Below are 12,433 nucleotides of genomic sequence, written 5' to 3' on the forward strand. Positions count from 1 at the left end.
GTATCAGATACACCGCGGTGAAGTGCTCGCTAGCCCTGTAGGAGCCGGCTTGCTGGCGATGGCGGTGCATCAGATGCACCGCGGTGTCGCATTCGCTGGCAAGCCAGCTCCTACAAAGGCTGTGCGGTCACTCAGCTGTAAACCCGGCCAAGGAGCTGCCGATGGCTTTCAAACTGATCGAGCACGTCACGGGTGATCTGATCCTGGGTGAAGCCCATCAAGTCGTAGTCCTGGCTGCCGTTGTGCAGATACACCTCGGCACGGTAGTAGCGCTGACGCGCCTCATCGGACTGCGCCGACTCGGTTGGCGTGGCCAGATAGCCGTCCAGACTGACTTCGTAGACAAACGGGTTGCCCTCTTCCATCTCGACCCGCACGCCCATGCAACGCTTGGACTTGCCCAGCAGCGTCTGCACTTCCAGGCCTTGAGCACGCATCTGCGTCGTCGCGTCCTGCAGTGCCGGGCTCACATGCTTGTCCATGAAACGCTGAACCACCGACTGGCTCGGTTGCAGGTCCAGTTGGGTCAAACGCTCACTGAAACCACGACGACCGCGTGCCGCCAACTCCGCTTGCTCCTGTTCGATCTGCACGTCCTGGCGCATGGCCTTGTGCAAGCCGAACATGAAGAACACCAGCACCACCGAGAACGGCAGGCCGGCCAGCACCACCATGGTCTGCATGGCTTCGAAGTTACCGGCGAACAACAAACCGATGGTCACCAGGGTGATCACCGCCGACCAGAAGATCCGCAGCCAGTGCGGGGCGTCTTCGTCGACGTTACCGCCCTTGCACGACAGGTTGGCCATCATCACCGCGCCGGAGTCCGCCGGGGTCAGGAACAGCACGAAACCAACGAAAATCGATACGCCGATCACCACTTTCGACGCCGGGTAATGCTCCAGCAACTGGTAGATCGCCATGGACGGCTGTTCCAGCGCCGTCTTCCCGAGCTCCACCGCCCCGTGGTTCATCACCAGGTCCAGGGCCGAGTTACCGAAGATCGACAGCCACGCCAGGGTGAAACCCAGTGGAATCAGGAGCACGCCGGCGACCAGTTCACGCACGGTACGACCACGGGAAATACGCGCGATGAACATGCCCACGAATGGCGCCCAGGAAATCCACCAGGCCCAGTAGAACAGAGTCCACAGGCCCAACCAGCGGTCGGACTTCTCACTGTCGCCTTCGTACACATAGAGGTCGAAGGTCTTCAGCACCACGCCGTTCAGGTAATCACCGACGTTCTGTACAAAGCCGTTGAGCAGGTGCAGGGTCGGACCAAACAGCAGCACGAAAATCAGCAGGCCGCTGAACAGCACGATGTTCAGGTTGGACAGGCGGCGGATACCGTTTTCCACACCCGACACGGCAGCGATGGTCGCCACGGTGCTCATCACGATAATCACGATCAGCAGATTGGTGTTGCTGTGTTCCATGCCGAACAGGTTTTCCAGCCCCGACGACACTTGCAGCGAACCAATCCCCAGGTTGGTCACCAGACCCAACAGGGTCACGAACATGCCAAAGCCGTCTACCGCATGACCGGCCGCGCCTTTGACCCAGCGCTCACCTACCAGCGGATACAGCGCCGAACGCAAAGCCAGCGGCTGGTTATGACGATAAGCAAAGTAGGCAACGGCCAGACCGACCAATGCGTAGATCGCCCAGCCGTGCAGACCCCAGTGCAGGAACGTCAGCTGCACCGCCTGACGGGCGGCAAGATTGCTGCCAGCCACGCCTTCCGGCGGATTGAAGTAGTGATCCAGCGGCTCGGAAGCACCGAAGTACAGCAACGAAATGCCGATACCCGACGAGAACAGCATCCCCGCCCAGGCGCCGTAGCTGAAGTCCGGGGTGTCGTCCTTGCTGCCCAGTTTCAGTTTGCCGTAGGACGAAAACGCCAGGCCGACGACGAAGATCAGGTAGGCGGCAATCACCACCATGTAGTACCAGCCGAAGCTACGGGACAACCAGGCTTGCGCCGTACCGAGCAGTCTGCCGGCCTCTTGCGGGGCAATGATCAGAATGGCGGTCAACAACAGAATCAACGCGGTAGAGGTGTAGAACACCCAACCGTTGACCGTCACCTTCTCGGGTGGGGTCTTTATTAGCGAGGCAGAACTCATGGCACAGATGCTCCGGGCAGTGCGAGAGAAGAACGCAAGACAAACGTGTTACCCGACCAATCGGTTAGTGGGCAGCCGACCAGCGGGTGATATAAAGACACCCCGAAAAAAGCCCGAAAGCCTGAAGCGCCGTGGCGCGTAGGTTTCGAGCATTTTCGGAAGTCGATTTTTTCGCCGCCATCTGTAGGAAAAATCTGTTGATAGCGACGATTTGTCGCAGATCTTATTCTTTGTTGATTGAACGTTCAATCAAAACAAAATAGACTGGCCCACAAGCCGATAGACGTTCGACGTCTGCCGGAAGGCCTAAGGAGATGTGCAAGATGCCCAAGGTCGGTATGCAACCCATCCGCCGCCAGCAATTGATCGAAGCCACTTTGCTGGCCGTCGATCAGGTCGGAATGGGGGACGCCAGCATTGCGCTGATCGCCCGTTTGGCCGGTGTCTCGAACGGCATCATCAGTCACTATTTTCAGGACAAGAATGGCCTGATCGCCGCCACCATGGGGTACTTGATGACTGTGCTGAGCGAGAACGTCACCGCGCGCCGACTGGCGTTGACAGATGACAGCCCGCGGGCGCATCTGCAGGTGATCATCGAAGGCAACTTCGACGCCAGCCAGGTCAATGGCCCGGCAATGAAAACCTGGCTGGCCTTCTGGGCCACCAGCATGCACCAGCCGTCTTTGCACAGGTTGCAGCGGATCAACGATCACCGTCTGTATTCCAACCTGTGCTGCCAGTTCCGCCGCGTGTTGCCGCTCGATGATGCGCGCACCGCCGCCCGTGGCCTGGCAGCGTTGATTGACGGTTTGTGGTTGCGCGGCGCGCTGTCGGGAGACGCTTTCGACACCGGGCAGGCGCAACAGATCGCTTACGAATACATGGATATCCAACTGGCCAAGCGGGTGAGTTAGAGCACATACAGAACGCTCAACCACCGGACCGTGCCAACCACTTGATGCTCTTGCGAGGACTTTATGGCCCGTTTCGAATTGCAAAAACTCTACATCGATGGTGCTTACAGCGACGCCAGCAGCGACGCCACTTTCGAAGCCATCAACCCGGCTAACGGTGAAGTCCTCGCAAAAGTACAGCGCGCAACCTTCGATGACGTCGAGCGCGCTGTCGTCAGCGCCGAAAAGGGCCAGAAAATCTGGGCTGCCATGACCGCCATGGAGCGTTCGCGCATCCTGCGTCGCGCCGTGGAAATCCTGCGTGAGCGCAACGACGAACTGGCCGCCCTGGAAACCCTGGACACCGGTAAATCGTTCTCCGAAACCAAGTACGTCGACATCGTTACCGGTGCTGACGTGCTGGAATACTACGCAGGCCTGGTGCCGGCCATCGAAGGCGAGCAGATTCCGCTGCGCACCACGTCGTTCGTCTACACCCGTCGCGAGCCGCTGGGCGTCGTCGCCGGTATCGGCGCGTGGAACTACCCGATCCAGATCGCCCTGTGGAAATCCGCACCGGCCCTGGCGGCTGGCAACGCGATGATCTTCAAGCCAAGCGAAGTCACCTCGCTGACCACCCTGAAACTGGCCGAGATCTACACCGAAGCCGGCCTGCCAAACGGCGTGTTCAACGTCCTGACCGGCAGCGGCCGTGAAGTCGGCACCTGGCTGACCGAGCACCCGCGCATCGAGAAGATCTCGTTCACCGGCGGCACCGACACCGGCAAGAAAGTCATGGCCAGCGCTTCGGCTTCGTCGCTCAAGGACGTGACCATGGAACTGGGCGGCAAATCCCCGCTGATCATCTGCGACGACGCCGACCTCGATCGCGCCGCCGACACCGCGATGATGGCCAACTTCTACAGCTCCGGCCAGGTCTGCACCAACGGCACTCGCGTGTTCGTACCGGCTCACCTGAAAGCCGCTTTCGAAGCCAAGATCGTTGAGCGCGTTGCGCGCATCCGCGTCGGCAACCCGGAAGATGAAAACACCAACTTCGGCCCGCTGGTCAGCTTCGCCCACATGGAAAGCGTGCTGGGCTACATCGCCAAGGGCAAGGAAGAAGGCGCACGCGTTCTGTGTGGCGGTGAGCGTCTGACCGACGGCGATTTCGCCAAGGGCGCCTTCGTGGCCCCGACCGTGTTCACCGACTGCACCGACGAGATGACCATCGTCCGTGAAGAAATCTTCGGCCCGGTGATGGCGATCCTGTCGTACGAAACCGAGGAAGAAGTGATCCGTCGCGCCAACGACACCGACTTCGGCCTGGCCGCCGGTATCGTCACCAAGGATCTGAACCGCGCCCACCGCGTGATTCATCAACTGGAAGCCGGTATCTGCTGGATCAACGCCTGGGGCGAGTCCGACGCGAAAATGCCGGTCGGCGGCTACAAGCAGTCGGGTGTCGGCCGTGAGAACGGCATCAGCTCGCTGAACAACTTCACCCGCATCAAATCGGTACAGGTCGAGCTGGGCGATTACGTCTCGGTGTTCTAAGGCGGCAATTGCTTCGCCTGCGAGGCCGTCATCGCCAGCAAGCCGGCTCCTACAGATTTGGCGTCGTTCGCCAAATCATTGGTTACCTCAACCCTGTAGGAGCCGGCTTGCTGGCGATCGAGTGCGCAGCACTCGCCAAGGCCCGACCTGACCACTATCAAAGAGGGTGCATTCAATGTCCCAAGAATTCGATTACATCATCATCGGTGCCGGCTCGGCCGGTAACACCCTGGCGACCCGTCTGACCGAAGACGCAGGCGTCACCGTCCTGCTGCTCGAAGCCGGCGGCCCGGACTACCGTTTCGACTTCCGCACGCAGATGCCGGCCGCTTTGGCGTTCCCGCTGCAAGGCCGTCGCTACAACTGGGCCTACGAAACCGATGCCGAGCCACACATGGACGGTCGTCGCATGGAATGCGGTCGCGGCAAGGGCCTGGGTGGTTCTTCGCTGATCAACGGCATGTGCTACATCCGCGGCAACGCCATGGACTACGACGGCTGGGCGAAACTGCCAGGCCTTGAAGACTGGTCGTACCTCGACTGCCTGCCGTATTTCCGCAAAGCGGAAACCCGTGACATCGGTCCGAACGATTACCACGGTGGCGACGGCCCGGTCAGCGTGACTACACCGAAAGCCGGCAACAACCCGCTGTTCCACGCCATGGTTGAAGCCGGCGTACAGGCCGGTTACCCGCGCACCGAGGACCTCAACGGCTACCAGCAGGAAGGCTTCGGCCCGATGGACCGCACCGTGACGCCGAAAGGCCGCCGTGCTTCCACCGCCCGCGGCTATCTGGACGTCGCCAAGAAACGTTCGACCCTGACCATCGTCACCCACGCCCTGACCGACAAGATCCTGTTCGAAGGCAAGCGTGCGGTCGGTGTGCGTTACCTGGTCGGCGCCGCTGAAGAGCGTGTTGAAGTCAAGGCGCGCAAGGAAGTGCTGCTGTGCTCCGGCGCCATCGCTTCGCCGCAGATACTGCAACGTTCCGGCGTCGGCCCGGCCGAATTGTTGAACAAGCTCGACATTCCGGTGGTCCACGACCTGCCGGGCGTCGGTGAAAACCTGCAGGATCACCTTGAGTTGTACCTGCAATACGCTTGCACCCAACCGGTTTCGCTGTACCCGTCGCTGCTCTGGTACAACCAGCCGGCCATCGGTGCCGAGTGGCTGTTCAACGGCACCGGCATCGGCGCCAGCAACCAGTTCGAAGCCGGCGGTTTCATCCGCACCCGTCCGGAATTCGAATGGCCGAACATCCAGTACCACTTCCTGCCGGTAGCGATTAACTACAACGGCAGCAACGGTGTGAAAGAGCACGGTTTCCAGGCACACATGGGCTCCATGCGTTCGCCTAGCCGCGGACGCATCCAGGCCAAGTCGAAAGACCCGCGCCAGCATCCGAGCATCCTGTTCAACTACATGGCCACCGAGCAGGACTGGCAGGAATTCCGCGACGGCATCCGCCTGACCCGGGAAATCATGCAACAGCCGGCTCTGGACGCCTTCCGTGGTCGCGAGATCAGCCCGGGCATCGAAGTGCAAACCGATGAACAGCTGGACAAGTTCATCCGCGAACACGCCGAAACCGCGTTCCACCCTTCCTGCTCGTGCAAGATGGGCACCGACGAAATGGCCGTGGTCGATGGCGAAGGTCGCGTGCACGGCATGCAAGGCCTGCGTGTGGTCGATGCCTCGATCATGCCGATCATCACCACCGGCAACCTCAATGCACCAACGATCATGATGGCCGAGAAAATCGCCGACAAGATCCGTGGTCGCAAGCCATTGCCGCGCAGCACCGCCACCTACTATGTGGCAGGTGAAGCGCCGGTGAAGGGCAAGCCGGCGCGGGAAGTGAGCCAGACAGCTCTGTAACCGTTCTCGCACTTGCTTCAAACAGAACCGTCAACCTTTCCGGGTTGGCGGTTTTTTTTCGATTAACACAAGCTATTTACAACAAACAATAATCTTCACACCAAGTAACTAAAAACAATTACAGACTCTCAACAACACTCGTTACACATGTATTCCCACGAACCTAAAGACCTCCATTACTATCCGCGACCCGCTTCAGCCGGACGCGAGCAGTTCAATGGAGATCAAGGACATGCCTGGCATCGACAGACTCAAGACCCCAAGTCACTTTCGTAGAAAGCACTACTTCCCACTGGATGAAACAACCTATACGCGAGCGGCCCACTGATGGTGACTCCAGTTACATCCACTCGATCCTCGACCATCAACGTTTTCACTGAAGGTGCGCGCGACGCAATCACGTTTGGCGTCGCGTTCATTTTCCTGTACTTATCCATCGGTATTTTAAGCGCAACTCAATCATTATCACTAAGCCAAGCGCTTGCAACGACTCTGTTAATATTTTCCACCCCACTGCAGTTCCTGCTGATACAAAGTCATAACGACGGATGGATACTGGTCCCTATCATCCTGGCGCTCAACGCTCGCTTCGTACTACTTTCCGCAACGCTTGCCCCCTATATTAGAAACACTTCCACCTCGAAAACCATGGCTTCCCTGATTCTGATCACTCCCTCGATATTCACTGGGTGCGTCACTCGATTCAAGCGCAAAACCGATCGCCCCTTCACTTACATGATCGGCCTTGGTCTTCCAATATTTGCTGTATCGATTATCTGTACCTACGTCGGCTTCATCACCGGCGCACAATTCACTTCACCGGTCATCTATGCCGCGATGACACTTCTATTACCGCTGCAATTTACCGCTTTGGCCGGCAAGCACTGGCCTCATTACTCGGAAGTGTCGAGTTACTGGCTTGGCTTTGTCGGCGCCCCCCTTCTGGTCTATTTATTCAAGGATTACAGCTTGCTCTGCACGCCTTTTATAATCGGCGGATTGATCGTGTTGATTGAAAACAATTACAAAAAACGAGGTGGTGTAGCTCCATGACAATCTGGCTTCTTATTGCATTTTCCGCCCTTACCGCCTTTGCATTTCGTGCCCTTCCCTTTGCCTTCAAAAACAGCACCGCACTTACGCAAACCCAAGGTTCCTTTTATCGGTTTATCAGCTACAGCGCACAAGCAATGTTGGGAGTCATCATTTACGACACTGCATTCAACAAGAAGGATGCTCTGACACTGATACAGCAATTTGAAACGCTGGATGCACTGAAGCTGTTCTTGCTAGTCGGCACCTTCATCGCGGTGGCCAAAACAAGAAAAATTCTGCCTGCTTTTTTTGCAAGCCTATTCATTTATGTTGCAGCTTTCGTTTATCTGAACGGCTGAATGCAGTACTTTGCCGGACAGTGGAATTGTTCGCGAGCAAGCTGCAATGGCTGTTCGCGAACTCAATCTTCAGCCAATTCGTCACGCGCCCTCTGCACTTCGTAATCTTTTCCGCCACTGCTCCGCCCTTGATCCGCCCACCCTCGCAGGCCTAATCTAGCGCCACGCAATCGTTTCACCCCTTCCCCTCGCAGCACCGCTCCATCGCCACTCCAGACCCAGGAGGTTCACGAATGTTCGACTTCTACCCCCAGCTCAAGCAGCGCTTCGCTGCCTTGCGCACGGGTGCTGAATTCTTTTCCCTGCGTTATGTGCGCGAATACGGGCAGTACCTGTCGGTGCGCAAGAACGTCGCCGAGCCGCCGAGCCTGAGCCGTGACGAAGGGGCGATGCTGACCGTGCGGGTCAATGGTGTCGAGGCCTATGCGGCCACCAACGACCTGTCGCCAACAGGCTTGCAGGCTGCCCTCGAACGTGCCGAGCTGCTGGCCCGTCGACTCAAGCCCCACGCCTTGCTGGACCTGCGTTCGCAGGCTGTTTCCAGCGACCGTGCCGATTATTTTTCGCCGAACCTCGACCAAGCCTTCCCGTCACTGAACGACTGCTACCACCTGCTGGGCGCCGAGTCGGCCGCCGTGCCCGGGGACGAGCGCCTGGTGAACTGGCAAGTCAGCCTCGGCATCACCCACGTCGAGCAGATCTACCTCAACAGCGCCGGCGCCGAACTGCGCCAGGCCCAACGTTTTGTGTACCCCGGCCTGGATGTCACGGCCTACGACGGCAACGACAGCCAGACCCGCAGCCTTGGCCGCGAGAACTTCGGCCAGCAGGGCGCGGCGGACGTCATCAGCCGCTGCGGCCTGATCGGTGCCGGCGCCCATGTGGCCGACCAGGCGCTGCAATTGCTTCTGGCGCCAAACACCCCGCAAGGCAAACGCGACCTGCTGCTGATGCCCGACCAGATGATGCTGCAAATCCACGAATCCATCGGCCACCCGCTGGAGCTGGACCGCATCCTCGGTGACGAGCGCAATTACGCCGGCACCAGTTTCGTCAAAACCGAAGACTTCGGCCGCCTGCAATATGGTTCCGGACTGCTCAACGTGACCTTCGATCCGGATATACCCGAGGAGCTCGCCAGCTACGGCCATGACGACGACGGTACGCCCGCCAGCAAGCAGTTCCTGATTCGTGAAGGCCTGTTGCTGCGCCCGCTGGGCGGTGCGCTGTCGCAATTCCGGGCCGGCATGGACGGCGTGGCCAACAGCCGCGCCTGCGGCTGGAACCGTGCGCCGATCGATCGCATGGCCAACCTCAACATCGAACCGGGCGATCAGTCCATCGAACAGTTGATCGGTGGCATCGAACACGGCGTGCTGATGTCGACCAACCGATCCTGGTCGATCGACGATGCGCGCAACAAATTCCAGTTCGGCTGCGAATGGGGCCAACTGATAGAAAACGGCGAACTCAAGGGCGTGGTGAAGAATCCCAACTACAGGGGCATCTCCGCGCAGTTCTGGAAGAGCCTCAGCGCCGTTGGCGATGCCAGCACCCTCAAGGTCCTCGGCACACCGAACTGCGGCAAGGGTGAGCCGAACCAGGTGATCCGCGTCGGCCACGCTTCACCGGCCTGCGTGTTCAGCAACGTTGATGTATTCGGAGGAGACGCCTGATGCATCCGTCAATCAGCCAGTCCGCATCGTTCAAGGCGCTGGTCAACAGCCTGCGTGAAGCCCTGCAAGAGCCCGAGCAGTTCACCCTCAGCTACGCCGCCGAATCGTCGGCCTTCATACGCTTCAACCAGGCCAGGGTGCGCCAGGCCGGTCAGGTGCAGCAGGCGAGCATTGGCCTGAAGCTGATCAACGAAGGCCGCCATGCCGATCTGCAGATCACGCTGGCGGGTGATCCCCACGTTGATCTGCAACGCTTGACCGACGGTCTGCACCAATTGCGGGAAACCTTGCCGCTGTTGCCTCCGGATCCTTACCTGCTGCTCAACCACAATGGCTGGCAGAGCAACAACGTGCAGGCCCATCCGCTACCGGACACCGAGCAGGTGGTCGCGCAGATTACCCAGGCCGCCGAAGGGCTGGATCTTGTCGGTTTCTACGCTGCCGGACCGATCAGTCGTGGCTTTGCCAGTTCTTCGGGCGCCTTCGGCTGGCATCAGGCCAACAGTTTCAATTTCGACTTCAGCCTGTTCCACGAGAACGGCCAGGCCGTAAAGGCCAGCTACGCCGGGCATGAATGGGATGGCGAAGGCTTTGCCAAACGCTTCCAGCAAGCCCGCGAGCAGCTTGAGGTTCTGGGTCGGCCGCTGCGTACCCTGGCGCCCGGCCAGTACCGCGCTTACCTGGCACCGGCGGCGCTGGAAGAAATAATGGGCATGCTGTGCTGGGGTGGTTTCTCGGCACAATCAATTGCCAGCAAAAGCAGCCCGCTGCAAAAGCTCTACGCTGGCGACAGCACGTTCAGCCCGCTGGTCTCGCTGGATGAAAAAGTCAGCGGTTCACTGAGCCCGGCATTTTCCGATGAAGGTTACCCGCGCAGCGATCTGGGGTTGATCGTCGACGGCAAGGCCGGGGCGCGGCTGGTCAGCTCGCGCAGCGCCGCGGAATACGGTTTGACCGCCAACGGTGCCAGCGGCGGTGAATCGCCGAGCGCACTGAACATGAAGGCCGGAGCATTGCCCGACGCGGACATCCTCAAGCAACTGGGCACGGGGTTGTACATCAGCAACCTGTGGTACCTGAACTTCTCGGATCAACCCGCCGCCCGCCTGACCGGCATGACCCGCTTTGCCACGTTCTGGGTCGAGAACGGCGAGATCCAGGCACCGGTCAGCACCATGCGCTTCGATGACAGCGCCTTCAGCCTGCTCGGTTCACGCCTGGAAGCGTTGACCGCAGAGCGCGAATTGCTGTTGTCGGCGAGTACCTACAGCCAGCGGGCCACGGCTTCGGCGTTGTTGCCTGGAGCGCTGGTCAGTCGACTAACGTTGACCTTGTAAAAGCATCGCGGGCAAGCCCGCTCCCACAGGTTGAGCGTGATCCCTGTGGGAGCGGGCTTGCCCGCGATGAAGTCACCACGGACTCCCTGACTCACACTGACAAGAGGTTCCATGCCCAACCGCCCGCCTCTCGACGCTGTGACCGCCCGCTGGATACCCTGGGTCGTCGCCATTGCCTTCTTCATGCAGTCCCTCGACGGGACCATCCTCAACACTGCCCTGCCGGCCATGGCCCGCGACCTGGCCGAAGACCCGTTGCGCATGCAGGGTGTGATCATCGCCTACATGCTCACGGTCGCCTTGCTGATTCCCGCTTCGGGATGGATCGCCGATCGCTTCGGCACCCGGAAGATCTTTTTCAGCGCGATCCTGCTGTTCAGCCTCGGCTCGCTGCTGTGCGCCCTGTCGACCACCCTGACCCAGTTGATCGGCGCCCGGGTGATCCAGGGCCTGGGCGGCGCGTTGATGTTGCCGGTCGGGCGGCTGGTGGTGTTGCGCGCCTACCCGCGTTCGGAACTGGTGCGGATCATGGGCTTCATCACCATTCCCGGGCTGCTCGGCCCGCTGATCGGCCCGACCATGGGCGGCTGGATGGTGCAATACCTGACCTGGCACTGGATTTTCCTGATCAACCTGCCGGTGGGGCTGGTCGGTTGCTACGCCGTGTGGAAATTCATCCCCGACCTGCGCGGGTCCGAGCGCACCCGCTTCGATAGCCTGGGCTTCGTGCTGTTTGGCGCGGCGATGATCCTGATCACCATCGCCATGGAAGGCCTGGGTGAATTGCACCTGCCACACCTGCGGGTGATGTTGCTGCTGTTCGGCGGCATGGCGTGCCTGGCGGCGTATTGGCTGCGTGCCGGGCATATCGACAATCCCTTGTTCGCGCCGTCGCTGTTCAAGACCCGGACCTTTGCCGTGGGCATTCTCGGCAACCTGTTCGCTCGCCTGGGCAGCGGCGCCCTGCCCTTTCTGGTGCCGTTGCTGCTGCAAGTGGCGCTGGGCTATTCGCCATCACAGGCCGGGATGAGCATGCTGCCGCTGGCCGCGGCGGCGATGATTGCCAAGTGGGTCGCGCGGCCGCTGATCGAGCGTCTGGGCTACCGCATCGTGCTCACCGGCAATACCCTGGCGCTGGGCATCATGCTGGCGAGCATGGGCCTGGTCAGCGAGCAGACGCCGTACTGGCTGCTGCTGTGCCAGCTGGCGATCCTTGGCGCCATCAACTCCCTGCAGTTCACCGCGATGAACACCGTGACCCTGATCGACCTCGACGACGCCAGCGCCAGCAGCGGCAACAGTTTGCTGTCGGTGGTCGCGCAATTGTCCCTGAGCCTGGGCGTTGCGTGCGCCGGTGCGTTGCTCGGCGGGTTCACGGCGGAGATTGGTAACGACGGTGTAGACACGGTTCTGGGTGCGTTCCAGCTGACGTTTGTCACGGTCGGGATCATGGCGATGCTGGCCGCAACGATCTTTTCTCAACTCTCAAAGGAAGACGGACGGCGCGTCAAACGTCCGGAAGAGCACATAGAGCCTTAGGGCGAATGGCCATCGGGCTGGTACAC

At 60.1% G+C, this 12,433-nt stretch carries 9 protein-coding genes; 8 read left to right on the top strand and 1 reads right to left on the bottom strand.

Annotation, left to right across the window (positions count from 1 at the left end):
• Window positions 1-131 precede the first annotated feature (131 nt).
• Complete coding sequence (locus AB4O16_RS14325) at window positions 132-2,072, bottom strand: BCCT family transporter (protein WP_224791561.1); 1,941 nt, start codon at window positions 2,070-2,072, stop codon at window positions 132-134.
• 380 nt (window positions 2,073-2,452) lie between these two features.
• Between AB4O16_RS14325 and betI the strand changes: the two genes are divergently transcribed.
• The 8 genes from betI to mdtD all read left to right on the top strand — a co-directional run bounded on the left by betI (window position 2,453) and on the right by mdtD (window position 12,407).
• Window positions 2,453-3,046, top strand: a complete 594-nt coding sequence (gene betI / locus AB4O16_RS14330) for a transcriptional regulator BetI (protein ID WP_150719160.1) — start codon at window positions 2,453-2,455, stop codon at window positions 3,044-3,046.
• A gap of 63 nt (window positions 3,047-3,109) precedes the next feature.
• Window positions 3,110-4,582 (top strand): betaine-aldehyde dehydrogenase, encoded by a 1,473-nt coding sequence (gene betB, locus AB4O16_RS14335; protein ID WP_160388490.1) that lies wholly within the window; start codon window positions 3,110-3,112, stop codon window positions 4,580-4,582.
• A 175-nt stretch (window positions 4,583-4,757) separates the two neighbouring features.
• A complete protein-coding gene (gene betA, locus AB4O16_RS14340; protein WP_160388491.1) occupies window positions 4,758-6,461 on the top strand; it encodes a choline dehydrogenase in 1,704 nt (567 codons plus the stop codon).
• A gap of 327 nt (window positions 6,462-6,788) precedes the next feature.
• Window positions 6,789-7,514: an AzlC family ABC transporter permease gene (locus AB4O16_RS14345; RefSeq protein WP_460157964.1), complete on the top strand. Its 726-nt coding sequence runs from the start codon at window positions 6,789-6,791 to the stop codon at window positions 7,512-7,514.
• A complete protein-coding gene (locus tag AB4O16_RS14350) occupies window positions 7,511-7,855 on the top strand; it encodes an AzlD domain-containing protein (RefSeq protein WP_057398214.1) in 345 nt (114 codons plus the stop codon). Before AB4O16_RS14345 ends, AB4O16_RS14350 begins: the two co-directional genes overlap by 4 nt.
• Before the next feature lie 233 nt (window positions 7,856-8,088).
• Complete coding sequence (locus AB4O16_RS14355) at window positions 8,089-9,531, top strand: TldD/PmbA family protein (protein ID WP_460157965.1); 1,443 nt, start codon at window positions 8,089-8,091, stop codon at window positions 9,529-9,531.
• A complete protein-coding gene (locus AB4O16_RS14360; RefSeq protein WP_460157966.1) occupies window positions 9,531-10,868 on the top strand; it encodes a TldD/PmbA family protein in 1,338 nt (445 codons plus the stop codon). Before AB4O16_RS14355 ends, AB4O16_RS14360 begins: the two co-directional genes overlap by 1 nt.
• Before the next feature lie 111 nt (window positions 10,869-10,979).
• The gene (mdtD, locus tag AB4O16_RS14365) at window positions 10,980-12,407 is read left to right on the top strand and encodes a multidrug transporter subunit MdtD (RefSeq protein WP_160386070.1); all 1,428 of its coding nucleotides are present in this window, start codon (window positions 10,980-10,982) and stop codon (window positions 12,405-12,407) included.
• Window positions 12,408-12,433 lie beyond the last annotated feature (26 nt).

The sequence above is a fragment of the Pseudomonas sp. S2_H10 genome, assembly GCF_054668285.1.

Coding starts and splice junctions, on each gene's coding strand:
- AB4O16_RS14355 (WP_460157965.1), top strand. CDS start 8,089: ATGTTCGACTTCTACCCCCAGCTCAAGCAGCGCTTCGCTGCCTTGCGC.
- AB4O16_RS14350 (WP_057398214.1), top strand. CDS start 7,511: ATGACAATCTGGCTTCTTATTGCATTTTCCGCCCTTACCGCCTTTGCA.
- AB4O16_RS14345 (WP_460157964.1), top strand. CDS start 6,789: ATGGTGACTCCAGTTACATCCACTCGATCCTCGACCATCAACGTTTTC.
- betA (WP_160388491.1), top strand. CDS start 4,758: ATGTCCCAAGAATTCGATTACATCATCATCGGTGCCGGCTCGGCCGGT.
- mdtD (WP_160386070.1), top strand. CDS start 10,980: ATGCCCAACCGCCCGCCTCTCGACGCTGTGACCGCCCGCTGGATACCC.
- betI (WP_150719160.1), top strand. CDS start 2,453: ATGCCCAAGGTCGGTATGCAACCCATCCGCCGCCAGCAATTGATCGAA.
- betB (WP_160388490.1), top strand. CDS start 3,110: ATGGCCCGTTTCGAATTGCAAAAACTCTACATCGATGGTGCTTACAGC.
- AB4O16_RS14360 (WP_460157966.1), top strand. CDS start 9,531: ATGCATCCGTCAATCAGCCAGTCCGCATCGTTCAAGGCGCTGGTCAAC.